This is a genomic window from Salmonirosea aquatica (assembly GCF_009296315.1).
Taxonomy (GTDB): domain Bacteria; phylum Bacteroidota; class Bacteroidia; order Cytophagales; family Spirosomataceae; genus Salmonirosea; species Salmonirosea aquatica.
In genome coordinates this window covers 4,688,809-4,714,639 of sequence record NZ_WHLY01000002.1, presented here as the reverse complement: position 1 = coordinate 4,714,639, position 25,831 = coordinate 4,688,809, and the positions used below count along the sequence as shown (strand labels likewise).

Here is a 25,831-nt window from a genome sequence, read left to right as displayed (position 1 = left end):
CGGCCTTATCAATAACTCAGCCGCAGCTCCGAGTTAGCACTGTTTTGCAGCGTCCCCTCCTGCCGCAGTTCGCGGGCGTGGGCGGTGTAGCTGGTAGGGAGCGTCACGCTGTGGCCGGGCATAACCACCACCTGGTCGAGGGCTTCGGGGATGCAGTTGCAGTTCCAGGTGGCGGGTTGATCCCAAGCACCTGACTGCACCGAGCGGATGATGACACGGGCCTGCCCGGCCCCGGTCGTGAGGCTGGCGCACTGATCGAGGACGCACTCGGCATAGTAGGTGGCCGTGGCGTTGGCCGTGAAGCTGAATGTCGGCCCAGTGCCGACGATGACGCCCTGCTGATGATTGGTGTCGTACCAGTTGACGGTGCCATTGCAGCCCGTGGCCGTCAGAGTGGCGGTGGCTCCCAGCTCGACGTACTGCGTGGCCACGGCGGGGGCGGCGGGCGGCGTTTCGCAGAAGTTGAATTTGCCCGCGTAAACGTTGTCACCTCCGAAAGAGGTATTAAAACCGATGACCGCCCCGCCTCCCGAAAGCGACAGAGGCAGTACACCATTCCAGATATATCCACCAATAGCCGAGCCAATTTCGCGACCGTTGAAGCCCCAAAGCCGACGTCCGTCCCGGCTGAGCCGATGCACTAAAAGACGATTTTGATTTGAACCAGTCATGGATATACTGATTGTTCCCCCGTCGGGCTGCTCTAAGACATTAGGAAGACGATTTCCCGTATTGGAGCTGAGTAATTGGCCGTCGGTTCCGAAAAGCCGGTTTCCGAATGGATCAAGTTTCTGGACGAATAATTCGTATTGGCTATTTCCCTGGGAATACAGATTATTCCAGGTGATGAAGGTTTCGCCAAAGGCGTTCCGGCTTATTTTGGGAGCAGATTGGGTACCCGGCCCGACGTAAACAGCGGCCCCCTGCGTAGTCCAGGCGGCGGTTCCGTCAGCATTGAGCTTCTGGGCGAATATGTCGGTGCCGGTCTGGCTGTTGACCTTCTCCTGCGACCACGCCACGATGTCCCCTTTCAGCTCGAACGAAGTGGCCCCGTAGCCCGATGCCTGAATGGCCAGGTTGGCAGCCCATACCTTGCTGCCGTTGCTCGGATTGATGCGCTGGGCGAAAATCCCGGGGGTATTAGAAGCACCTAACATTGCCCATGCAACTTGTATGTGCTGAGTACCTTCAAGTTCTGATAAGAGGATAGCCCGGCTAAACATATCGATACCCGAAGCCAATCGCGTTCCGTTGCCAGTAAACAGCGTCGTTCCGTTGTCAGGATTGATGGCTTGCACAAAATAATTGCCATAGGCGTCCGGGTCGTACCGCCGGTTGTAGGCAAAAACCACCCGGCTTCCATTCAGGGCCGGAACGGCGTCGGGATATATGTTATTAGTCCCGTTGCAATCGGCTACTTCAACTCCATTGGTGGCATACTGTGGGTTGCCGTTGAGGTCGAAAGCTTGGCAGAAAATTTTAGTATAAGTCGTAGTTCCTACTTTGGCACGGTAATCTTGCCACACCACCATAATGCGGGGCTGATTGGTGGAGGTTTTGCACAGCACTACTTTGGGAAGTTGCTGAACATTGGGAGCCGTACAAGCAGGAATTCCATTAGTTGCCCATAGCATATTGCCGTTCCCATCGAAGCGCTGTACGTAGATGTCGCTCGAATCGGCAGATCCCGTTCCTTTTCTTCTGTCCCGCCAGGCCATTACGTAGCCGCCCGTGCCATCGGATGTGATGGCGGATTCTTGCTGTTCGTTTACGGCTGTACTCACCGGCGTGAAGCCACCATTCACAAACTGGGCAAATGCGCCAAACGAAGCCAGCAGCAGGACGAGGGTAAGAATTCTTTTCATAAAATGAGGTAGGGTTATCACTTCAGACTGAAAATAGACTTTTAATATTAGCCCCGGAGAGGCGGCACTTCTAATGATGAATGATAAGACTTATACTTACTCATTCAACCGTAGCACCGAGTTCGCACTATTCTGCAACGTCCCCTCCTGCCGAAGTTCGCGGGCGTGGGCGGTGTAGTTATCGGGCAGCGTGACGTTGTGGCCGGGCATGACGACGACCTTATCTAAGGCTTCCGGAACACAGGCGCAGTTCCAGGTACTGGCCTGGTTCCACGCGCCGGACTGCACCGAGCGGATGATGACGCGGGCTTGTCCGGCCCCGGTGGTGAGACTGGCGCACTGATCCAGCACGCATTCGGCGTAGTAGGTAGCCGTAGCGTTGGCTGTGAAACTGAAGGTAGGGCCCGTACCGACGATGACACCTTGCTGGTGGTCAGTGTCGTACCAGTTGACGACGCCGCTGCAACCCGTAGCCGTGAGGGTGGCGGTGGCGTTGAGTTCGACGTACTGCGTGGCCACGTTGGGAGCAGTGGGCGGGGTTTCGCAGTAATTCAGTTTGGCGGAGTAGATATTGTAAGCACCACTTAACCCAATGACTGCCCCTCCATTGAGCAGCGGGAAAGCCTTTAGGTAGCCTCCAGTAAATATATTGCTGGGAAGGGGGCCAAGAATATGTCCATTGTAGCCCCAAAGTAGTCTCCCGTCACGACTCAATCTTTGAACATAGAGTTTCGTAAATTCGGCCACAGACGTGATGACAGCTCCGCCATCAGGCTGCTCCACAATTTCGGGATAGCCACTTCCAGTACCTTGCGAAGTCACGATCATACCATCAGCTTGGAAAAGCCTATTTCCAAGACTATCAAGTTTCTGAGATTTCAATTCTGGCAAGCCATCTTCCCAAGTGATGAGTGATTCTTTAAAAGCATTCAGGCTTATCTTTGGTAATGTTTGATGCCCTGGCCCTACAAACACCGTTTTGCCATTTGCAGCCCAAGCCAAAGTACCATTGGCATTGATTTTCTGAGCAAACAGGTCATTATTTGATATTCCGTTGTTTTGATAATTGCGGTTGTCCGACCAGCACACAATGTCATTCTTAACATCGAAACTACTCGCATCGTAGCTGTTGGTAACTACAAGAGCAGTCGGCCATACTTTTGCACCGTTACTAGGATTGATGCGTTGCGCGTACAGATGGTTGCCATAACCGTTGCCTAGGCTATTATAAAATCCCCAGACGATTTGTATGTTTTGGCTATCAATTAATGCTGAGGGTAGGTAAGAAGGAGAGCCGCTGGTAATTCCCGAGCCAAGCAGCGTTCCGTTTCCGGTGAAAAGTTGGGTTCCGTTATCTGGATTGGCCGCCTGAACGTAATAATTAGAATTATTATCGGGGCTATTTCGACGATTGTATACAAATAAAACCCGGCTTCCATCCAGCGCAGAGATTGCCTTTGGGCTAATGAAGCTCACCCCATTGCAGTCGGCAATTTCCACGCCATTAGCGGCGTATTGCGGGTTGCCGTTAAGGTCGTAAGCTTGGCAGAAAATTTTAGTATAACTTGTATTTCCCACTTTGGCCCTGTAATCCTGCCAAATCACCAAAATACGAGGCTGGGTCGTGGACGTCTTGCAAAGCACCACCTGTGGGTTATCCTGAGTTTCGACTGCGGTACAGACAGCCAAGCCATTGTTTGCCCACAGCATATTTCCGTTGGCATCGAACCGTTGAATGTAAATATCGCCATTGTTGTAATTTTGGGGGTCATCACGAAGGTCACGCCAAACCATGACGTATCCGCCCGTCCCATCCGAGGTCATATGGGATTGATCTTGTGTTCTTGGCGCTGTACTCACAGGTGTAAAGCCGCCATTCACAAACTGAGCAAATGCGCCAAACGAAGCCAGCAACAGGACAAGGGTAAAGATTCTTTTCATAGGTGTAAGTAATGAGAGGTTCACGCGCAACGCTTTTTCTTTAAATAAAACTTCTCTGAAAACAGTCGGAGAGACACCCGCACTTCCCGCCGCCGCCGCCGGGCCACTTCCACGGTGATGCCGTTGATAAGGGTGATACGCAGGCCGTCATAGCTTTTGATATGGTGCATATTGAGCAAATTACTCCGGTTGGCACGGAGAAATTTGCCGTGGGCCAGCCGTGCCTCCAATATCGATAACGTGAGTGAGACGATGACACGGCGACCGTTGGTCAGGTGAACGTGGGAGTAGTTACGGTCGCCCTGACAATAGAGTATATCAGCAGGACGCGCGTACTCATACGCACCAATGGGCACACTGGTGGTTGGGGTAGAGAGCGAGAGTACAAGAAGAGGAGGGGTAAAGTTTTTTTCCATAAGGGCTGTGTGGTTGGTGTAGTAGTACGGCAATGCAGTTTTTCAAATACTAAATACCTTAACTTTGGCCCGACCGTCAACCCCCTTCTCACGAGCATAGCCTTTTGGCTAATGAGCACCGGGAATTTTCTAACGAAGCGTATTGACCGTAAGCCGACTATTCAGTTATATTTGTAGACCACCCACTTACCGCCCGGTTCATGCTCAGTCGGTCTGTTTTCCTGCTCCTGTTCGGGCTAGCGCTGCCAGGCGTAGCGCAGTCTGTTTTTCCACTGATTGCTGAAAAGAGGCAGTACGCTGAGGAAGTGGAAAAGGAAGCCCGCGCCAAAGGCGACACCCTGCTGCTGGCCGAAGCATACTATCTCTACGGTAAAATGTACGCCTTCGCCGGCGACCACGCAGCTTCCAAGACTTCCTTCCTCAAATCGCTGCGTCTGCTCGAACCCCGTGGCGATTCTTACGAGTTGGGTCGGCTATACATAAGACTTTCCGAAAATTCCCAACAAATAGCGCACTCCCAGGACGAAATCCTTTACGCCTACCGGGCCAAGACAATCTTCGAACGGATTCATTCCTTAAAAGGACAGGTACTGGCCAACGCCACACTGGCTAGGGTATATGAGCGCTTACATCCCAATCGTTTCAAGAATGGTCTGCCTGACAGTGCCTTAATTTATCTCAGAAAAGCCGAATCATTTACCCGTCAGCTCAGAGATTCGTTGGGCTTAGCTGTCACTTATATGCAGATTGGGGAGTTATTTCTGTTCCGCAACGACCCGCGGGCTGTGCCTTACTTAGAAGAGTCATTGCGATGGCTCAACTTGAAGCCTAATCTTAGAGATCAGCTCAACACTACTCTCCTGTTGGGCCGCGCCCACCTTAACGCGGGCCGGAACGAGAAAGCGCTGGCCAAAATAAAGGAAGCTGCAAAACTTTATAAGGACAACCACCTCAACGACCACGTGCTAGCCGCTACACTGGACCGGGCCATGATCGCCTACTACGAAAAAACCAACCAATGGCGGCTTGCCTACGAGCGGTTTGGGGATTTGTACGAGAAGGAAACTGTACAGTTCGCTTCCGAACGCGACGGAGTCCTGGCCCGGCTTCAGATCGAGTACGATACCGAGAAAAAAGAAAATAAATTAAAGGAGCAGGCCATGGAATTAAGCCTTACAACTCAAAGTCTGCGTTTTCAACGAATCATAGCCATCAGCAGCTTGCTCCTATTTCTGATTACCGGTGTATCGAGTATTCTGTTTTTTCGACTTTTCCGTAAAAATCAAAGGATTAGTCAGCAGAACCAGTACTTGGTACAGGAGCAGAAGCATCGGGCTCAAAACAACCTTCAGGTTCTTTCGAGCCTGTTCAATATGCAGGCCCGGCTCGTAACTGACCCCGGCTCTAAGCGTACTATGGAAGAGAATCGGCTACGCGTTCAATCCATGGCTCTGATCCAGCGCAAGCTCGATGAAGATACTCAGTCAGATGCTATCGACCTACCCCTATTCATACCTGAACTCACAACGGGTATTCTTAACGCCTTCGGTTTTTCTCAGATTGAAGTCCGGTTTACAATTGACCCGATAGTATTGGGCACCGACCAGGCCGTACCAATAGGATTGATCCTGAACGAACTGATTACTAATGCCTGCAAATACGCTTTTCCTGATAATCCTGATCCAGTTCTGACCATAGTATGCCGACGTATTAGCGAAAAAATTGGCTTGAAGATAATGGATAATGGCCCCGGTCTGCCCGACTATTATCCTATTGATACGCCTATTCGTAAGTCCAAGAAGGATTCATTCGGTATGCAGCTAATCCGGATACTGGTGGAACAGGTCCGGGGCAGCTATTCGTTTGATTCATCCAAAGGCACCTTATTCAACATGCATTTTATCAGCCAGTCAGTGTCATGAACGTTCTCAAAATACTCATCATCGAAAACGAACTATTAGTGGCTCTCGATATCAGAGTAACTCTGGAAAGTGCTGGGCACTCGGTTACGGGTATTGCAAGAGATGCCAAAGAAGCTCAACGGCTGGTACGGGATGATCCGCCCGATCTGGCTATTGTTGATATTACACTAGACAAAAGGGACAAATCAGGTATTGAAATCATGCAGATTTTGCTTACACAACATTGGATGCCTTTCATTTATCTGACCTCTCATGACGATGACATTACCATGGAGAAAGCAAGTGCCACACAACCCTCGGCTTACTTGTTAAAGCCTTATCGGCCTGAAGAACTTTTGATTCAGATCAAATTGGCTCATTCTAATTTTACAAGGCTGACTTCGCCAAGTCAATATTCCCCTTCTGATTCACTTTTTCTACCCTTTGATAATGGTCATGAGCAGGTTTCGGCGAAAAATATCCTGTTTTTGGAAGCTAAAGGGTCCTGTGTCAACGTACATATGCTGGGCTACAAGAAACCCCGCATGATTGGAATGACACTGGGCAATTTGGCGCAGCATTTCCCTACTCTCAACTTTTTTCGACTTTCCCGTTCTTTGTTCATTAACTTGGATCATCTCAAAAGGATCGAACGTACCACTATCCAGTTAGGAGAAGAACGGCTCGCCGTCGATATTTCAGAAGCTAACAGGAAGGAATTATTAAAGAGAATCCGGGTGGTGCGGACCAAATGAATAGCTTATATCTAGGTTTCGAAGCAACTACCCTTTTTATCCTATAAACCTTAAATCGAAGGCAAAATATCTGGTAGCACAACGCCTTATTTTCAGGGAAAGAGAAGTATTTTGGTGCTTCGTTTGGGTTATTATGTACATTAGCAGCCATAATCGATCGTCCATACACCTTGAATTGACTCTACGCGATTTTCTTTTATGGAATCTACCCATCACAAGAAACTGAATGAGATAGCCGCTACGGCTATCTGTGGCAACGACATTACCTCCTCCTGTCTATACGTTTCATCGCTGGCCATTTTGTACGCCGGGCAGTATGCCTGGATCGCGCTACTGATCGTCGCGTTGGTGCTGTTTTTGTTCCGCAAAATCTACGGAGAAGTAGTCGGCGCTCTACCACTCAACGGGGGTGCATACAATGTACTGCTCAACACCACCACCAAGAGCAATGCCTCCGTGGCGGCCTGCCTCACCATTTTGTCCTATATGGCCACGGCCGTAATATCGGCCAGCGAAGCCATGCATTATCTGCACGATATCATCCCGTCGGTCAATATCATTCTCTTCACTGCGATTCTTATCACCGTATTTCTCCTGCTGGTTATGTCGGGCATTAGTGAGTCGTCGGTGGTCGCTATCATCATTTTTGTCCTGCACATCACAGCCATGCTTACTTTAATTATAAGCGGCATCTGGTACATTTCGCAGAACGGACTACAGGTGGCATCCTTTAATTTTAAGGCCCCACTCAATGGCGGTTTTGCCACTGCCTTATTTCTAGGATTCAGTACGGCCATGCTGGGGATCAGTGGTTTCGAGAGTTCGGCCAACTTCGTGGAAGAGCAAAAGCAGGGGGTATTTCCCAAAACACTGCGCAACATGTGGATCGCCGTGTCGGTAATCAACCCCCTCATGGCACTCACCGCCGTCATGGTACTTCCGCTTGCCGACGTTTCCAATCACCAGGAAGCTTTGCTATCCCATTTGGGACAAAACACGGGCGGCGACTGGTTGGCTACGTTCATCTCAGTGGATGCTGTGCTGGTACTGAGTGGAGCATTGCTCACCTCCTACGTGGGAGTAAACGGATTGATCAAGCGGATGGCACTCGATCGCATTCTGCCGCAATTTCTGTTGAAAGAGAACAAAAAAGGTAGTTCGCCACGGATCTTGATTCTCTTCTACCTGCTTTGCCTGTCGGTGCTGTTCATTACCAACGGCGAGCTGGGCCCGCTGGCGGGCGTATATACCATTTCCTTTCTGCTGGTGATGGTATATTTTGGCTTTGGGAATTTCTTACTGAAAAGCAAGCGTAGCCGCCTACCCCGCCCTGAGCGTGCCACGATCTTTTCGGTGGCTATTGCCATCCTGGCCGTGGTGATCGCTTTGTACGGCAACATCATCATGCACCCCGACTACTTGATTGTCTTTTTACAGTATTTCGTTCCTTCCATTCTGGTTATCATTCTGTTGCTCAACCGCAACGAGATTTTAAAACTCCTTCTGGTACTGGTCAACAGTTTTTTCACCACCCTGAAACACATAGCTGCCGCCAGTCGGTTGCAGCTTTCGCGGCATATCCGGAAACTGACCGAACAGGAGTTTGTATACTTCACTAAGGGAGACGACATTTCCATCTTGAACAAAGTGATGATGTATGTGCAGGAAAATGAAATCACGAAAAAACTAAAGATCGTCACCGTTTTGAAAGAAGGAGACGAGGTAGCCAGTGAATTTTTTCAGGATTTGGATGTACTGGACCGGGCCTATCCCGATATCAAGATTGAGTACATTCAGCTGCGGGGTACCTTCGGCCCCCAAATCATTGAGAAACTGAGTAAAGAATGGGAGATTCCCATCAATTTTATGTTCATCAGCTCCCCCAGCGACCGCTTCACGCACCGCGTATCCGACTTGGGGGGCGTTCGGCTGATTATTTAACTTTATTCAGCATTAACCCATTACTTCCTTCGCATCGACCGGCAAACGCCGGATTCGTTTGCCGCAGGCGCGATAAATGGCATTACCGATCGCGGCTGCGGTAGGTACCTGGGCCGCCTCGCCCGCTCCCAGCGGGTCAAGTTCGGGATGGCTGATGACCGCCACCTCCACAGTAGGTACGTCGCTGTATCGCAGAATAGGGTACGAAGTCCAGTCGCGGGTGCTGATGTGTTGTTTATCAAAACCTACCTCCTCTTTCAAAGTCCAGCTGGCGGCTTGGATCAGGCAGCCTTCGGTTTGATTGATGATCCCATCCAAATTGATGACTTCTCCCGCATCGAGCGCCGCCCACATACGCAGTACCTTCACCGCGCCCGAATTCTTATCGACCGTTACCTTGGCGGCCACGGCGCAATAACTGGCCACATTCTTGTAGCGCGCGAAAGCTACGCCGATGCCTTCATTCTTACCTACCTTCTCTTTCTGAATCATCTGCTGCAATTTCTGTATCACAGAGATGGCACGCTCATCGGTGGAATGCGCCAGCCGGAAGGCAATGGGGTCTTTCTGGGCTTTTTCCGCCAATTCGTCCATAAAGGACTCCAGCGCGAAAATATTGGCATAGGCTCCCAGGCTCCGCAGGGAAGACACCCGCAGCGGTCCTTCGAATGCGTGGGTGTCAATCCGCTGATTGGGAATATCGTAGTAAGGCTCGGAGTTACGGAAGCCGCCCCCAAAATAGCCCATGGCTGGCTGGGTAAAAGGCTTGGGCAAATGCCAGGCGGCCAACAGATTGCCCGGATTGCCGCCGGGACGGCTACTGTGCGAATCGGACCAAACGTTGTAACGCCAGTGTGAAATTTTGCCCTTGGCATCCAGCCGGGCCTCGACCTCCATGCACATCGCGCTGCCGTAAGGTTCCCAGGCGTGTTCATCCTCCCGCATCCATTGCAGCCGCACGGGGGTACCTGGCAAGGCCATGGCCACCAATGCAGCATCCGTGGCGGCATCGTCGGCCCCGTTATGGCCGTAACAGCCCGAGCCGGGTACCCCTGTCACGTGTACTTTTTCGGGAGCCATATCCAGCATTTTAGCCAGCGCGTCCCGAAAGGGGTAGATACCCTGACTGTGCGACCACACGTGCAAGGTACCCTCTTGGTACAAAGCTACGCCGCACGAGGGTCCGATGGAGCCGTGCATCTGGTAGGGTTTGAAGTAGCTGGTTTTCACTACCTGTCCCCCGGTTTGATCAAAACCATCCAGGGTACCCTGTTCCTTTACTTTCTGGCTGCGAACGGGCAATTTCTTAATATGCGCTTCCAGATCTTCCCCTTCCGGAAGTGCCGCCGGGCTATCGGTCCAGCGGGCATACTGTCGGGCGACCTCACGCGCCCGAATTGCCTGGTATTCATCGGCTGCTACTACCGCCAGGAAGGTACCATTGACAACGGTTTTCATCAGCCCCGGTACCTTTTCGGCAAACCCTTTTTCGTCAAAAGATTGTAGCCGAGCCTGGTACGACGGCGGCCGTATCACCCGGGCATGCACCATGCCCGGCAGCCGGATGTCCTGCACGTACATCGCCTCCGCGCGCACCATTTTGGCGATGTCGGTGCGGGGTATGGCCTTGCCCACGTAGCGGTAGGTAGCGGGCGATTTGAGTTTTACGGGCAGTTTGACTTCGCCTTCCAGTTGAGCACCGTTGAGCAGTTGCGCAAAAGTGAGGGTCTGCTTTTGTCCTTTCAGGCCGATTTTCCCGTTGGCCATGGTCAATTGTTCGGGTGTGGTTTTCAAACGTTGCGCGGCCAGGTCAAGCAGTTGTTGGCGGGCGTAGGCCGCCGCGTACCGCACCGACATCGCGCTGTTTTCCATCGATCCGCTCCCGGCCGTGTAGCCTTCGTTGGGGGTACGCTCCGTTTCGGCCAGGTGTACCTCCGCCTGATCCAGATCCAGATCCAGTTCTTCAGCGGCTACCTGCGCGATGGCCGTGCGGATCCCCTGGCCCAGTTCCATTTTGCCCGTCAGCACGCGCAACCGTCCGTCGGCCAGCACTTCCAGCCAGGCATCGACGCGCGGCTGACGGCGAAGACTTCCCGGCAAGGTTTCTTCCAGCATTGGGTCTCCGGCTTCTGCCCAAATAGGTTTGGTCAGGGAAAAACCGATGGTCAGGCAGCCGAGGCTGCTGATGAATTTGCGGCGTGAGAACTGGGGGTTATAGGCTGTTTCTTTCATGGCAGGTACGTATCTTACTTAAAGTAGATCACATTGTTTCTTGATTCCCTTTTGCAGAATTTAAAATCCAGCCTCCTTTCACGATTCGTCGGCGGCGCGCCGGACGGCCTTCATGATGCGCGTATGGGTACCACATCGGCACAGGTTCCGATCCATGCCGGCCCGAATGGCCTCGTCGTCGGGTTTTTTATTGGTTTCCAGCAAGGCTACCGCGGCGATTACCATACCGTTGAGGCAGTACCCGCACTGCGCGGCCTGTTCCTGTACGAAGGCGCGTTGTACCGGATGCAGGTCGCCATTGGGACGAGCGATGCCTTCCAGTGTCGTAATAGTTCGTCCCACCATTTCCTCAACCGGAATCCGGCAACTTGGCATGGCTTGCCCGTCCATAAGTACCATACACGAACCACAAACCTCAATGCCGCAGCCGTATTTCGGACCATTGTATTCCAGTTGATTGCGCAGTACATACAAGAGCGGCGTCGCCGGATCTACCCGTACCGTTCGGGACTGGCCATTGACTTTTAGCGTTATGTCTTTTTGCATAATGATGGTACCTACAGGTTTTCAGTATTGACAAAAGGCAAGGGTACCCTGAATCTTGGTGCGTATTCCGGTATTTCTTTGAAAAGATGTATTTGATTGGTAATTAGCCTATTGAAAATCTACCTTCGTTTTAAAGGTCGGATCATTGAAGAGCTTGTCTGCAGGGAGAAGGTACCTTGGTAGGTGTTTGGGTTGAAGAACAGAGAAAGTTTTAAAAATTGACTCCGGCAACCAATTGGATGGTTCGGGTCTTTAAATCAGTGAACGGATCTCGATCATTATAGCTCCGCTTCAACGAAAATGTTCCGGTTCCTTCGTTCATTCGGATCGAAATCGGGACTTTTATGGTACCAAATTGCAGCTCCGCACCCACGCCAGCTAACACAATCAGATTATTGTGCTTCGAACCAGGCAAAAGCTCCTCATCGACCACGCCCATTGAATAGCATGGGGTAGCAAAAGGACAGACTATCGCATTTTTTTTGTTGATGGTTTTTAGCCTGACTACATACCCTGCTCCGAATTCAGCAAAAGGTCGAATTTTCGATTGGCTAAGAATACTATATCGCAGGATAATAGGCAGGTTGAGCGATTGGAAATGAAATCCATTAGAAGAGTATGAATGAGGCACTTTACCGGTAAAACTTTCCCAATGGGGCTGGAAATGAAGGCTTATATTGTCTGCATTTTTGGAAAAAGAATAGCCTAAATCCAACCCCGCTAACCCTCCATTCGCATGGGTCAGATTTGCTCCTGTTTGATAGGAACCTACAATATTTAGCCCGCCCATTAAGCCAAATGAAAACGGCTGATTATTCTGTGCGTAAGACTCGGCACACAATAACAAAGCACATGCTAGTAGGAAAGTAGTACCGGTTTTCATGAGAATTTGGGTAGGTGGTCAGTCAATAAAGATATGCATAAAATTGCTGGTTTTATACAAGCGCTTCCCCTACCCTTTCTTCCCCAGCGCGTTGTACACCACGCGCTTTTCCCACAAGTGCGCGTAGTCTTCCAGAAATTTCAGATGAATCGGGTCGGTCTGGTAGATTTCCTCTTCGATAAGATTCTTGAAAAAACACAGCCATGAGAGCGAGTACCCCTTTTCGATGGCATCGCCGCTGGTGCGGGCGGGGCGCCCGATGTGAGAAAGCTGTATGGTGGAAATTTGGGCAAGCTTTCCGAGTCCTTCGAGAAGTTGAGATTCGTGCTGCGCGTTTTGCGGATCTTTCAAATAGAAAAAGACGTGATGGACCAAAAGGTCTTTTTTGCGTGCTGGTTCGGGCAGCAGCGGAGAGGTACCTACGGCGGCAAGACCCGCTTTTTGGAGGAAAGTTCGGCGGTTCGTTAGGGCCATAATGCTGTTTGGGGTTTACGTATATCAGGTTGGGTTGGCGGCTCGATCCGGGAGAATTTAGAGTGCCAGCCGAAAATCGTGCGCTGCCCGGGTACGTGTGGCTTCATGCTCCGCAATCCAGCCATTGATGGTGTCGTACACCCGTTTGTTGATCAGCACCGCGCTGCCGTAAGGCCGGTTTTCGGGCCGGGCTCCGCAGGAGGCCGCATTGCCCGACACGTGGATGCCCACCACGCGGGGGGTACCTTGCTCGACGCTCCAGATCGGCGATCCGCTGTTGCGCTTGGTGGTGGTGAAAGGATGCAGCAGACAGTGTTTGGTAACTTCTACGATTTTCCCGCTTTCTTCCCAGAGTTCAAAATCGGGGCGGTCGATGGGGTACCCCGCTATCCGGATTTCCTGTCCCGCAGAAGGCAGTTGGGCCGCATAGTTGCCGTTTTGCCAATCAAAGTGATGGGTAGTCCAGTCAGGCAGGTCTTCATTTTTTAATATGATTATTCCAAAGTCATCCTTCACATAACAATACGGATTATGGTACTCCGGTACCTTGCGAATTACAAAATCCGGAGATTCCACGGCCAGCTTCTGCTCCGACTTGATCTGTGAGTTCTGGTGGGGGTAGATTTCCAACCGGTGGATGCGGGAGTCTTGTTCGCCCAGCGAATGCCCGGCCGTCACAATGACATGGGGAGCAATGAAGAATCCCGTGGAACGGTTCACAAACGAAACGGGGGTACCATCATGAGTCACACGGTACATTTCGATCAAACAAACGAAAGAATAGGGAGGTAATTCGGAATCAGCGACGCGGTTACGAGTCATGGTGCAAAGTAAGGGAATTGACGAAATACCGAAACGCAGCATTCAGCGTTATGGTTCAAGATAAATTTTCCCCAAATACCGTACCATGAAAAAATCCTTTTTGCTTAGCCTGACCATTATTGGCTTATTTTTAAGCAGTTGCGCCACCACCACAGGCCCTGCCCGCGACACGGAAAACGAAGTCAAAGTCGAATTCAACGAACGGCAGCTCGAAAAACACCTGACCCAGTATGCCGACCAGTTGGATTTGAGCCGCCGCCAACAGCGCCGGATTGCTAAGATTGAAAAAAAATACGATAAAAAAGGGGAGAAACTGGGTACCCTGCAAATCGGTCAGAAAAGAAACCTGCAAAAAGAAGAGGCCGAAGCCTTGTTAAATATTCTGGACGACCGGCAAATCGAAAAACTCAACGAGCTAGCGGGACGCAAGGGGCTTTTTAAACGAATCTAGGATATTGTGTAATGAAGGAGTTGATGAATGCCTTGGTACTGATTATTAAGTAGTTTGTTTAACAATCAGTCTGTTTTTCGTAGAAACACTTATACAACGCTTATTACATTAAGCAAAATAGTGGTGTCGACAGATCAGATTTGGAAGCATTAATTAGTAGGCCGACTTCTAAATTCACCTAGCTCATAGAGATAATCGTTCACTTGTCCTGTACTCGTTAGCCAACTCTGTTGAGCTATATAAGCGGTGCAAGGCCCATAACTGAAAAGTCTAATTGGTCTATCCCATGATATCACCTGCAACTTATTTAACACTTCTTGCAGGATCTGACCTACAAAGGGGGTGTATAAAAAGAAAACGGTACCATCCGAATAATTGGCTATTCGAGCATCTTCACAAATGAAGACGACATTTGATAGGTTCAGATCACTTGCACAGATCGTGGCATAGCTACAGTAAGCAGGCTCGATCTCTATACCTTTGGCAGTAGTGCCAGTTAGTAGATTCACTAATACACAAACGTGCCCTAAGCCTGAGCCTAGATCATAAAAAACGTCTTGGTTGGTTAAATTAGCTTTTGCTACCAACTCGAGAATAATTTGAGTCGGCGTTTTCTGATAAAAGACCATCTCCGGTTCTCTTTTTAAAGTTGCCGTCGGGAGAATCTCAAGGAAAAAAAAGCTATTAGTGAACACATCCAGGTTACTATAACCCACAACTGAGTTAGTTGGCTGGCTACTTATTAAGCCGCTCCCAGCGTAGGTTTTAATTAAATCTAGGAGTGCCACACCTTGACAACGGCCACTCCGAATAGCTGCCCGCAGCCGCGCAAACAAGGCCACATTAATGGCCTCTAGCTGACTTTTTATCGTTTGGGCACACTGCTTTAAAGGGAATAATTCTACTGGTGGACTGTCCAGTTGAAGTAGGGCTTCTATCCGATCAATGATGAATTCCAGGTCGTCTAAGGCTTCTATTCGCTTTTCAAAATTTGTTTCATTCCACAGCGCAGTATTTCCCTGGAGAGCCTCAATATCAGTTTGTAGATCACTAATCATCATTCACTTTATTAAAGAGGCAAATAGCATTTTAAGATGCCAGAGAGCTACTCGTGAAAAATGAATTTTCTATCTATATCCCATTCACATAAAAAGAGTTATACAAACCACCTACAGCCTTGCCCCTACTTCTTCCAGCAGATTGCTGCTCAGGCGCAGGAGTTCAATTTCGGCGAGTTTGGCGTTGTACTCGGCTTCGATAAGGCGGGTTTCGGCGGCCACGGTATTGCGCTGTACTTCGCGGAATTCGTAGGAAGTGGAGTTACCTACCCGGTAGCGCTCGAACGCAATTTCAACATTCTGGCGGGCGAGTTTGAAATTGGCTTCTTCCAGGGCTACCAGTTGCAGGCTATTGCGGTAGTTCAAGTAGGTGCGATCGAAGGTGGAAAGCAACTGATTGCGAATATCCGACTCCTGATCTTCGGTAATCAGGGCATTGATCCGGGCGTCCTGAATGCGGCGGCGCTGGTTGAAACCGTCGAAAATATTGACCGAAACCCGCACCCCATAACTCCATACGTCGTTTCGGGCCTGTCTGACCCCAAATCCCGCCTGATTATTGGTGGTATTGTAGTTGAAGCCTCCCAAAAGATCCACTTGCGGGTACTGCTGCGCGTTGAGGGCTTTGATGGTCAAATCGGCCAGACGGCGCTGCTGGGCGGCATACACCAGATTTGGGTTCTGCGCCAGCATACTCTGCCGCAATTCTTCTGCCGGAACATCGCGGCGCGTAATGATGGTATCAGGAATGACAAAATCATCGGTAAGATTGCGGGAAAGCAAGGTATTCAAATCTATTTTGGAATTCCGGAGCACCTGTTCCTGGGCTATGAAGGCGGCGGTATCGCCATTGTAGTCGACCTGCGCGTTGATGAAATCCACCTTAGAGCCTGTACCTACCTGATAGAAAGCCTGCGCCAGTTCCAGACGGTCTTTCGAAATATCCAGGGCGTTGCGCAGAGCCCGCACCCGCTGGTACTGCCGGATGATTTCGTAGTAAGCCGCACTCACATCAGCCACGGTATTCTCAATCGTAATCTTGGCATTGGTACGCCCCGCCTCCACGAGCTGGTTGAGGCGGTCGCGGGCAATAAACATACCCAGGCCGTCAAAAATCGTCCAGTTGAGTGTTACACCCGAATTGGAGTTGTTATTATTGACACCGGCCTGGTTCAGGGGTGCCTGCAAAGCATTGAAAAATTCCTGCCGCAAGTGGCTGCTCGAATAGTTTTTCTGTACCGCCGCGGCCACAACGGGCAGGAAGCCAGCATTGCCGCGTGTATTGTCATTGATGGCAATATCGACCTGTTTTTCCGCAATCCGAATCGAATAATTCTTTTCCAGCGCAATGGCGATGGCCCGCTGCAGGGTAAGGGTATCCTGGGCATGTGAGGCCGTGTATGTCAAACCCAAAAGCAGCAGCATCGTCACGAGAGTTCCTAACTTTCTGCGGAATTGAATAAACGTTTTCGATTGCATGAATTTGGTTTTGTGGGTAATCTGGGATTATTTTAACAATTGCTTCAGAAGACAATCTACTTGTTCTGACAATTCACCCTCAAAGCTACAACCAACTTATGTCTAAGCCCAAACTTTCGCTGGTTCTTTATCTATTTCTGACCCTAATATTTTGGGAGTGCCGACAAAGTAGCCGCGTGGACCTGATCGTACACAATGGCGTGGTATACAGCGTGGATTCGGTCCTTACGATCCATGAGGCCTTCGCCGTAAAGGATGGGGCGTTTGTGGCTGTGGGCAGCAACGATGAAATCCTCGGGCAGTTCGAGTCCGATTCGGTCATCGATGCCGGTGGAAAAGCCATTTATCCTGGCTTTTATGACCCGCACAGCCACTTCATGGGCCTGGGCGGTAAGCTGGACGCCGCCGACCTTGTGGGTACTACCTCGTACGAGGAAATTGTGGAAAAGCTTAAAGCGTTCCGCGCTGCCCATCCCGACCGAACCTGGCTGACGGGCCGCGGCTGGGATCAGAACGATTGGGCCGATACCCGTTTTCCCGATAAAGCGCTTCTGGACGTAGCCTTTCCCGATGTACCCGTGTACCTGACCCGCATCGACGGCCACGCCGCTCTGGTCAACTCCAAGGCCCTGGCACTGGCGGAGGTTACCGGAACCCGCAAAGTAGACGGCGGCCTGGTGGAGTTAAAAAACGGACAGCCAACCGGCATTCTGGTCGATAATGCCCAGGGACTGGTTGGGCGCGTGATTCCAGAACGCACCCGGGAAGAAAAAATCGGAATGTTGCAAGCGGCCGAAAAAAGTTGCCTAATGTATGGGCTTACGACCGTTTCTGATGCCGGGCTGAGCCGCGCGGATATCGAATTGATCGACGAAATGCACAAAAACGGTTCGCTCAAAATCCGGGACTACGCCATGATCAGCGTCAGCCCGGAAAACCTGGACTATTACCTGCCCAAAGGCCCCTACCAGACCGACCGCCTCACGGTACGCGCTTTCAAGATTTACGCGGATGGGGCACTGGGGTCGCGCGGGGCCTGTCTGCTGGCACCCTACGCGGACGCGGGTACCTCAGGCTTTTTGCTGACCAGTCCGGCAGATTTGGAAAAATATACGGCCCGCATCGCCAGCAGTGAAGAGTTTCAGGCCAACACGCACTGCATTGGCGACTCGGCCAACCGCCTGATGCTCGATTTGTACGGCAAGTACCTCAAAGGACCCAACGACCGCCGCTGGCGCATCGAGCACGCACAGGTCGTTTCCAAAGCCGACGTACCCAAGTTTGGCCGCTATTCCATCATTCCCTCCGTACAACCTACCCACGCCACGTCGGACATGTACTGGGCCGACGAACGGCTGGGACCGGAACGCATCAAGACCGCTTATGCTTTCAAGGATTTGCTACAACAAAACGGCTACATTGCCCTGGGTAGTGACTTTCCCGTCGAATTTGTGAATCCACTCTACGGTTTTCACGCCGCCGTGGCGCGCGTCAATGACAAGGGGTACCCTGAAGGCGGATTCCAGATGGAAAACGCCCTTAGCCGTGAGGAAGCCCTGCGGGGTATGACGATCTGGGCCGCCCGTGCCAATTTTGAAGATAAGACCCGGGGGAGTATTGAAAAAGGTAAGTTCGCCGACTTTGTGATGCTGGAAAAGGACATTATGAAAATCCCCCTGCCTGAAATTAGGAAAGTAAATGTGCTGAGGACAGTGGTGGGAGGAGAAAGCCTGTACACCAAGATGCCCTAACCGCTCTCTGATATGTCAACGACCCGAAAGAAAGTCCACCACATCCTGACCATCAGCACCAAGGGAAAACGAGGTTTCCCATTGATGGTCAATCTCTTTATCATCGGGCTTATTGCACTCAACTCGCTGGCCATTATCCTGCACTCGGTGCCAGAAATCCGGGCTCATCCCATGCTGGCGCAATTATTTATTGATTTCGAGGTTTTTTCGGTCATAGCCTTCACCATCGAATACTGCCTGCGTGTGTGGGCGAGTGTCGAAAGTCCCGAATACAGCGATCCGTTTTGGGGCAGGATCAAGTACATGTTCTCGGCCTGGGCCCTGATCGACCTGCTGGCTGTCCTACCGTTTTATCTGACCCTCTTCACCCCCGACTTCGCTCTGATCCGGATGCTGCGCATTCTGCGGGTCGTACGTTTATTCCGGCATACCAAGTACTCGCGGGCCCTGAAAATGATCCAGACCGCCGTGCGCTACACCAAGGAAGAACTTATCATCAGCTATGCATTTCTGTTGTTAGCCATGCTGATTGCTTCCAGCATTATCTACTACATCGAGCATCCGGCCCAGCCTGAGGCTTTTTCCAGCATTCCGGCGGCTATGTGGTGGGGAGTAGTCACCATGACTACCCTGGGCTATGGCGACGTGTACCCGATTACTGCTCTGGGAAAATTCTTCGGGAGCTTCATCGCCATTCTGGGGGTGGCACTGTTCAGCTTGCCTACGGGTATCCTGGCATCGGGTTTCATTGAGCAAATCAATGAGACCAAACGGAATGAAAAAACGGCCAAAGTCGCCAAGTGTCCCCACTGTGGAAAGGATCTGCACACTTAGATTAAAGAGGTACCTTTCTCAGTGCAGGGGGCGTTTTTTAATCATGCCGCCCTTGGTATCCATGATCGAATGCTGGAACACAAAGGCATCGGCGTCTACTTTGTTCACTTCGTGGAGTAGTTTGGTCACTTCCAGCCGGGTGACCACACAGAAAAGTACCTTACGGTTTTCATTGACTACCCCGCCTTTCCCGTATCCCCCTTCCGACTTGTACACCGTGACTCCCCGACCCAGGCGATCGATGATTGTTCCCCGTATCATCTCTCCTCTTTCCGAAATGATGGTGACGCCGATGTATTCTTCAATTCCGTTAATAATAAAATCCACGGTTTTGGAGGCGGCAAAGTAGGTTAACATGGAGTACATGGCGGTTTCTACGTTGATCAGGAAGATAGCACCGGTAAACAGGATGACGTTAAAAATGGCAATAAAATCCCCGACCGACAGACTCGCGCGGCGGCTTACATAAATGGCCAGTACTTCGGTACCGTCGATAACCGCCCCACCACGAATGGAAAATCCGATGCCGGCGCCGAGAAAAAAGCCGCCGAATACCGAGATCAGCAGTTTGTCGTCCGTCACGACGGGTAGCTCGATGAAATGCACCAGCACGGCCAAAGCCAGAATAGCACCGGCGCTTTTCATCGCAAACTGCCGCGAGATCTGACGCGATCCGATAATTAAAAAGGGTAGGTTGATCAATACGATCAAAACCGAGAGGTCGACCTGGGTGATGATTTCGGTCAGCAGCGAAAGGCCCATTGCCCCGCCATCCAGAAAGTCATTGGGCAGCAGGAATCCCTTCAGTCCTATACTGGCCGCTACTACCCCGAGGGTTATGAGAATGAAATCTTTAGAAAATCGCCTGTATGCGAGCGTACGCTGCCGTCGCTTTTCTTCCAGAATCAGGGTAGGGGTTCTTGCCAGCATGGGTGAGAGTCGTGTCAGTTATCAGTGGTACTTGCGCCAAGATAGCAAATCCGGAAAAATCTTCCGTACCTTATTCAATAAGTCAAATTTTCCCCCGGTATTTCCCTCAAAAAATCGCCCTGGCCAAGGGCTGGCTACCTCGGCGAAACAGCTAACTGGTAAAATTCGGCCGACGGTTGAAAGTATGTACAGGGGCAAAAAGGCTTTTATTTAAATATAGATAATGCTGCCGTTTAACAATTCATCTCAATTAAAAAAACACCAACCTTTCCAATGGATAATTTCAACATCAATCGCCGCCGTTTCCTGCAGGGGGCATCGGCTACCCTAGCCCTCACTGCTTTGGGTGCGCAGGGCATGGACATTGTCAACCCCCTCAAAGCCTACCGGGTAGGTCTGATCGGCACGGGCTGGTATGGCAAGAGCGACCTGTTCCGCCTGATTCAGGTTGCGGATGTGGATGTGGTGGCCCTCTGCGATCCCGATAAAAACCAGCTGACGGCCGCCGGAAAACTCGTAAGCCAGCGGCAGAAATCGGGTAAGACGCCCAAGCTCTACGGCGATTATCAGAAAATGCTGGCCGAAAATCAGATGGACATTGTGCTTATTGGCTCGCCCGACCACTGGCATTCGCTGCAGATGATCGACGCCGTCAAGGCCGGGGCCAATGTATATGTCCAAAAGCCGATCAGTGTGGATGTCATGGAGGGCGAAGCCATGGTAGCCGCCGCCCGCAAGTACGGCAAGGTAGTGCAGGTAGGTACCCAGCGCAAAAGTACCCCCCACCTGATCGAAGCCAAGAAAAAGATCGTGGATGCCGGGTTGCTTGGGAAGATCTCACACGTAGAAATGTGCTGCTACCACCACATGCGGGCCAACGGCAACCCGCCCGTGGAAGCAGTGCCCGCCTTCTTCGACTACGAAACCTGGACCGGTCCTGCGCCCATGCGCCCTTACGACGGCCTGCCCCACATCCGCTGGTGGCGTACCTTCATGGAATACGGCAACGGGATTACGGGCGATATGTGTATCCACATGTTCGACACTGTGCGCTGGATGCTGGGTCTGGGCTGGCCTTCCAAGATTTCCTCGACGGGCGGTATTTTTGTCCAGAAAGAAGGCAAATCCAATATTTCTGATACCCAATCGGCTATTTTTGAATACCCCGAACTGAAATGCGTGTGGCAACACCGCACTTGGGGTACCCCTAACAATCCCGAATACCCCTGGTCGTTTACCCTCTACGGTGAAAAAGGCACCCTATGGGCCAGCACGATGCAGTGCGATTTTATACCTGAAGGCAAGGATGGGAAAAAGATCCATCTGGACGTAGTGTACGAGAAGGAAAAGTACCCCGAAGACCTCACCGAAGAACGCATCGAGTTGAATGCCGCTCCCGCTACCCGTCTGCACATGCTGGATTTCCTGGCGGCCATCGAGAACAAAGGCCGTCCGGTAGCTGACATTGAAGAAGGACACATTTCTACGGCCAGTTGTATTATGGCTAATATATCCATGGCAACCGGAAAGCCTATTGTGTACGACCCCAAAACGCGCAGCATCGTGGGGGGCGACCGCGAACTCAACGGCCTGCTGGCCCGCCCCTACCGAAAAGGGTACACCCATCCCGATCCGCGGAAGGTGTAGGCATGGTATTGGATGTTGGACGTTCGACAATTGACTCAGGATTCATTCCGGCGAACTTTTAGAAGCTGGGCCAAAAGTCGAACGTCCCTACATAACCTTTGCCACGTAATAAGCGTTAATTCATTTTGGGCTAATTAAAACGGAATCAATGAATTATCATGCTTAGAATTCTACTTCTGATTAGTCTGTACGGGGCGGGGATTTTCTATTCCGGCCCGGTCGGCCTTTACCATGCTACCTCCGAAGATCCATCGCCACCCAAAACGCCCGCCGAAGAACTGGCTACGTTCCAGCTCGAGCCCGGCTTTAAGATCCAGCTGGTAGCGGCCGAACCCCTGGTGCAGGACCCGGTCGTGATCCTGTTCGATCCCGACGGCCGGTTGTGGGTGGTGGAAATGCGCGGTTTTATGCCCACGATCGACGGTACTGGAGAGAATGAGCGCGTGGGCCGCATATCGGTGCTGGAAGATACCGACGCCGACGGGCAAATGGACAAGAGTACCATCTACCTGGATAGTCTGGTGATGCCCCGGGCACTGGCGCTGGTGCCGGGTGGTGCCCTGGTGGCCGAAAACGAAGCCCTTTGGCTCACGCAGGACACCAACGGCGACCTGAAAGCCGATACCAAAACATTGGTTGACCCCGACTACGCCGGAAGTCCGTTGCCCGAACACTCGGGTAATGGGCTCTGGCGAAGCATGGACAACTGGTATTACAATGCCAAGTCGCGCTTCAGGTACCGCCTGACCAATGGGAAATGGCAGCGCGACAGCACCGAATTCCGGGGCCAGTGGGGCATGAGCCACGACGACGAAGGCAATCTTTACTACAACTACAATTGGTCGCAGCTCCACGCCGACCTGGTACCTCCCAACTACCTCTCGCGCAACCCGCACCACACCCCAACCACGGGTATCGACCACGGCCTGACGATCGACCGCCGGGTGTACCCCATCCGGCCTAACCCCGCCGTCAACCGGGGGTACATACCGGGTACCCTCGATCAGGAGGGGCGTTTGCTGGAATTTACGGCCGCCTGCTCGCCACTGGTGTATCGGGAGAGTTTATTTCCAGCCGAGTACCTGGGCAATGCGTTCGTCTGCGAGCCTTCGGGCAATCTGGTCAAGCGGAATATCGTCCGTAAGAATGGCCTCATGCTCACCGCCTTCGATCCGCATCCCGGCACCGAGTTCCTAGCTTCTACCGACGAACGGTTCCGGCCCGTCCACTCCGCCACGGGCCCCGACGGAGCGCTTTACATCGCCGACATGTACCGAGGGCTGATCCAGCACGGGGCCTACGTGACCCCCTACCTGCGCGAACAAACCCTGAAACGGAATCTGGTGCTGCCCGTGCACTATGGCCGCATCTGGCGCGTGGTACCTGAAGACTGGAAACCATCAATGACGCCCCAAAAACTGTCCAAGGTACCCTCGACAGAATTAGTCACCTACCTTTCCAACGCGGGCGGCTGGTACCGCGACGTAGCCCAACGGCTGCTCGTGGAGCGTAACGACAAGCAAGTGGTTCCTGCCCTGAAAGATCTTGTCCAAAACGGCAAGGTACCCCTTGGCCGTTTTCATGCATTGTGGACTTTGGAAGGCATGAAGCAAATGGATGCCGATTTGTTGTTCAAAGCATTACACGATGAAAATTCGCTTGTGAAGACTACGGCCCTGCGTCTGCTGGAACCATTGGCCAAAAAAGATACGAACATCAAAACGCGTCTGGAAACAGAATTGGCCAAAGTGGATGTCACGGCGGATAAGGCCTTCACGTTGCAGCTGGCTCTCTCCGCTAATGTCCTCAGCCCCAAAACCTCCCAAACAATACTAGCTACCATTGCCGATAAGGAAGGCAATTCACCCCTTGTGCGCGATGCGGTATTGAGTAGCCTGAAAGATCAGGAATATGCTTTTCTTAAAACGCTATTGCAAAGCTCCCATTGGCAGGGGCACAATCAGGATAAGGAAATTTTCCTGGAAATGCTCACAACGGCAGTCATCAGAAAAGGAAGCCCGGCCGAATTGGCAGCGATTCTGGCCGATTTGAATACCCGGAAAGGTACCCTCCGCTGGCAGGACAAGACCATCCTTACCGCGCTGTCTATTCAAGCCAATAATCCCAAACTGAAACCCATCAAACTGGCGAAGGCTCCGGAGATTCTGACCAAGCCTAGCCTAGGACCAGAAGCAGCCCGACTGACTTCCCTGAATGCTTTGTTCGAGTGGCCCGGCCATAAAGCGGTTGCTGCGGTAGTTCAAAAAACCAATCCGCTCAGTGAGGACGACCGCAAGGTATTTGCCCTCGGGCGTCAACACTACCTCACGACCTGCGCCGGTTGCCACGGCACCGACGGCGCGGGCATGAATCGCTTCGCTCCTCCGCTCATTGGTTCCGAGTGGGTGCTGGGCGATGAAAAAAGGCTGTCGCTGATCGTGCTGCACGGCATGGAAGGGCCGGTGGATGTGGCTGGTAAGGTGTACGATGCGCCGGAAATCCTGCCCGTGATGCCTGCCCACTCCACCATGGACGACGGTGTGCTCACTGCCATCCTTACCTACATCCGCAACGAATGGGGCAACAACGCTGGCGCTATCAACCGCCGCACCGTAGGTACCACCCGCCACACCTCACAGGGACGTGTGGTACCCTGGACCGCCGGAGAACTGAACCAGCACATGGAGACCAGCAAGGTACCCGATGGGAAGTAATTTTTTAATGGAAAATTGATAGTAGAAAATGGAAAATGCCCCCCTCACCCGCCGTGATTTTATCCAGCGTTCTGCACTGGGTGCAGCGGCTTTATCTTTCGGGAAAATGCCGGATATTTTTAAAACCCAGCCCATGGGTATCGTAGTGCATTCGTACGCCAGCCGCTGGAACGCCAAACAGCCCAGTACCAAGTACCCCGGCTTCACCAATGCTGCTGAACTGATGGAACATTGCCACAGCATCGGAGCCGGTGGCGTGCAGACCACTATACGCGACTGGACGCCCGAAATAGCCCGGAAGCTTCGCGACCAGAAAGAAAAATGGGGTATGTACCTTGAGGGCTCCATCGGCTTGCCACGCAATGCCGACGAGGTACCCCGTTTCGAGCAGGAAGTAAAAACGGGCATAGAAGCGGGTGTGACTATTTTTCGCACCGTGTGCATGAACGGCCGCCGCTATGAGAATTTCCATAGCCCGGAAGCCATTCAGGAATTTAAGAAAAACTCCGTGGCCTCCTTGCATTTAGCCGAACCGATCGTACGGAAACAGGGTGTAAAATTGGCCGTAGAAAACCACAAAGACTGGCGAGCCGACGAACTGGCCGCACTCATCAAGGCCCTCGGCAGCGACCACGTGGGCGTAACCCTGGACTTTGGCAACAGCATCGCCCTGCTCGAAGACCCGATGGAGGTGGTGAACACGCTCGCGCCCTACGTGCTGAGTACGCACGTGAAGGATATGGGTGTCCGTGAGTATGAGGACGGTTTTCTGCTTTCGGAGGTACCCTTGGGCGAAGGGATTCTGGACTTACCCAAAATCGTGGCGATTTGCAAAAAGTATAATCCTAACGTCAATTTCAGTCTGGAGATGATTACTCGTGATCCGCTGCAGATTCCCATTTTGACCAAAGAATACTGGCCCGCCATGGAGGTAGTTCCCGCCGAGGACGTCGCCGAAACGCTGCGGATGGTGCGCCAGAAGAAGTTCAAAACCGACCTACCTACCGTCGCCCAGCTAAGTGCCGATGCCCGGCTGGCCGTCGAAGAACAGAACATTCTGGAATCGCTGGCTTATAGCAAGAAGCTGCTGTAGGCTTTAAGCAACAAACTAGTCGTGACTGGAATTCATCCAGGTTTGCTCCTGTATTTCCTTACGTTACCCTTTTTCGATAACAAGTCTTAATTCTTACT

The 25,831-nt window shown here is 51.8% G+C and carries 20 protein-coding genes; 9 read left to right on the top strand and 11 right to left on the bottom strand.

All coding sequences use genetic code 11. The features are described from left to right. Positions 1-8: 8 nt before the first annotated feature. The 3 genes from GBK04_RS20515 to GBK04_RS20505 form a co-directional block, all read right to left on the bottom strand. On the bottom strand, positions 9-1,865 hold the full coding sequence (locus GBK04_RS20515; RefSeq protein ID WP_152762925.1) for an immunoglobulin domain-containing protein: 1,857 nt from the start codon (positions 1,863-1,865) through the stop codon (positions 9-11). Between the two features lie 96 nt (positions 1,866-1,961). Next, positions 1,962-3,806 carry an immunoglobulin domain-containing protein gene (locus GBK04_RS20510; RefSeq protein WP_152762923.1) on the bottom strand — a complete coding sequence of 615 codons (1,845 nt, stop codon included), beginning with the start codon at positions 3,804-3,806 and terminating at the stop codon, positions 1,962-1,964. Between the two features lie 20 nt (positions 3,807-3,826). Further along, entirely contained in the window at positions 3,827-4,222 is a 396-nt protein-coding gene (locus GBK04_RS20505; RefSeq protein WP_152762921.1) for a LytTR family transcriptional regulator DNA-binding domain-containing protein, read from the bottom strand. Between the two features lie 200 nt (positions 4,223-4,422). On the opposite strand from GBK04_RS20505, the gene GBK04_RS20500 reads away from it, so the two are divergent. The 3 genes from GBK04_RS20500 (at position 4,423) to GBK04_RS20490 (ending at position 8,819) form a co-directional block, all read left to right on the top strand. Beyond that, positions 4,423-6,144 carry a sensor histidine kinase gene (locus tag GBK04_RS20500; RefSeq protein ID WP_152762919.1) on the top strand — a complete coding sequence of 574 codons (1,722 nt, stop codon included), beginning with the start codon at positions 4,423-4,425 and terminating at the stop codon, positions 6,142-6,144. Continuing rightward, positions 6,141-6,878 (top strand): response regulator, encoded by a 738-nt coding sequence (locus GBK04_RS20495; protein WP_152762917.1) that lies wholly within the window; start codon positions 6,141-6,143, stop codon positions 6,876-6,878. Before GBK04_RS20500 ends, GBK04_RS20495 begins: the two co-directional genes overlap by 4 nt. A 198-nt stretch (positions 6,879-7,076) precedes the next feature. Next, positions 7,077-8,819: an APC family permease gene (locus GBK04_RS20490; protein ID WP_152762915.1), complete on the top strand. Its 1,743-nt coding sequence runs from the start codon at positions 7,077-7,079 to the stop codon at positions 8,817-8,819. Between the two features lie 12 nt (positions 8,820-8,831). Here GBK04_RS20490 and GBK04_RS20485 read toward each other — a convergent pair whose 3' ends face one another. From GBK04_RS20485 to GBK04_RS20465, 5 genes are all read right to left on the bottom strand, one after another. After that, entirely contained in the window at positions 8,832-11,051 is a 2,220-nt protein-coding gene (locus GBK04_RS20485) for a xanthine dehydrogenase family protein molybdopterin-binding subunit (protein ID WP_152762913.1), read from the bottom strand. Positions 11,052-11,129: 78 nt separating this feature from the next. Then, complete coding sequence (locus GBK04_RS20480) at positions 11,130-11,597, bottom strand: (2Fe-2S)-binding protein (protein ID WP_152762911.1); 468 nt, start codon at positions 11,595-11,597, stop codon at positions 11,130-11,132. 211 nt (positions 11,598-11,808) lie between these two features. Next, positions 11,809-12,480 carry an outer membrane beta-barrel protein gene (locus GBK04_RS20475; RefSeq protein ID WP_152762909.1) on the bottom strand — a complete coding sequence of 224 codons (672 nt, stop codon included), beginning with the start codon at positions 12,478-12,480 and terminating at the stop codon, positions 11,809-11,811. A gap of 69 nt (positions 12,481-12,549) precedes the next feature. Beyond that, positions 12,550-12,954 (bottom strand): Dabb family protein, encoded by a 405-nt coding sequence (locus GBK04_RS20470; protein ID WP_152762907.1) that lies wholly within the window; start codon positions 12,952-12,954, stop codon positions 12,550-12,552. A 57-nt stretch (positions 12,955-13,011) separates the two neighbouring features. Then, entirely contained in the window at positions 13,012-13,776 is a 765-nt protein-coding gene (locus GBK04_RS20465; protein WP_152762905.1) for a trypsin-like serine peptidase, read from the bottom strand. A gap of 85 nt (positions 13,777-13,861) precedes the next feature. Between GBK04_RS20465 and GBK04_RS20460 the strand changes: the two genes are divergently transcribed. Further along, positions 13,862-14,227 carry a hypothetical protein gene (locus tag GBK04_RS20460; RefSeq protein ID WP_152762903.1) on the top strand — a complete coding sequence of 122 codons (366 nt, stop codon included), beginning with the start codon at positions 13,862-13,864 and terminating at the stop codon, positions 14,225-14,227. Between the two features lie 149 nt (positions 14,228-14,376). Here GBK04_RS20460 and GBK04_RS20455 read toward each other — a convergent pair whose 3' ends face one another. Beyond that, positions 14,377-15,288, bottom strand: coding sequence for a class I SAM-dependent methyltransferase (locus GBK04_RS20455; protein WP_152762901.1), 912 nt, complete (start codon positions 15,286-15,288; stop codon positions 14,377-14,379). A 108-nt stretch (positions 15,289-15,396) separates the two neighbouring features. Continuing rightward, on the bottom strand, positions 15,397-16,764 hold the full coding sequence (locus tag GBK04_RS20450; protein WP_152762899.1) for a TolC family protein: 1,368 nt from the start codon (positions 16,762-16,764) through the stop codon (positions 15,397-15,399). 98 nt (positions 16,765-16,862) lie between these two features. Between GBK04_RS20450 and GBK04_RS20445 the strand changes: the two genes are divergently transcribed. Further along, the gene (locus GBK04_RS20445) at positions 16,863-18,515 is read left to right on the top strand and encodes an amidohydrolase (protein ID WP_152762897.1); all 1,653 of its coding nucleotides are present in this window, start codon (positions 16,863-16,865) and stop codon (positions 18,513-18,515) included. A 12-nt stretch (positions 18,516-18,527) separates the two neighbouring features. Beyond that, entirely contained in the window at positions 18,528-19,349 is an 822-nt protein-coding gene (locus GBK04_RS20440; protein WP_152762895.1) for an ion transporter, read from the top strand. Between the two features lie 18 nt (positions 19,350-19,367). Here GBK04_RS20440 and GBK04_RS20435 read toward each other — a convergent pair whose 3' ends face one another. Then, the gene (locus tag GBK04_RS20435) at positions 19,368-20,279 is read right to left on the bottom strand and encodes a YitT family protein (protein WP_152762893.1); all 912 of its coding nucleotides are present in this window, start codon (positions 20,277-20,279) and stop codon (positions 19,368-19,370) included. A 273-nt stretch (positions 20,280-20,552) separates the two neighbouring features. Between GBK04_RS20435 and GBK04_RS20430 the strand changes: the two genes are divergently transcribed. The 3 genes from GBK04_RS20430 to GBK04_RS20420 all read left to right on the top strand — a co-directional run bounded on the left by GBK04_RS20430 (position 20,553) and on the right by GBK04_RS20420 (position 25,733). Beyond that, positions 20,553-21,926, top strand: coding sequence for a Gfo/Idh/MocA family oxidoreductase (locus GBK04_RS20430; RefSeq protein WP_152762891.1), 1,374 nt, complete (start codon positions 20,553-20,555; stop codon positions 21,924-21,926). Between the two features lie 158 nt (positions 21,927-22,084). Continuing rightward, a complete protein-coding gene (locus GBK04_RS20425) occupies positions 22,085-24,640 on the top strand; it encodes a DUF7133 domain-containing protein (protein ID WP_152762889.1) in 2,556 nt (851 codons plus the stop codon). Between the two features lie 28 nt (positions 24,641-24,668). Beyond that, complete coding sequence (locus GBK04_RS20420) at positions 24,669-25,733, top strand: sugar phosphate isomerase/epimerase family protein (protein ID WP_152762887.1); 1,065 nt, start codon at positions 24,669-24,671, stop codon at positions 25,731-25,733. The last annotated feature ends 98 nt before the right edge of the window (positions 25,734-25,831 follow it).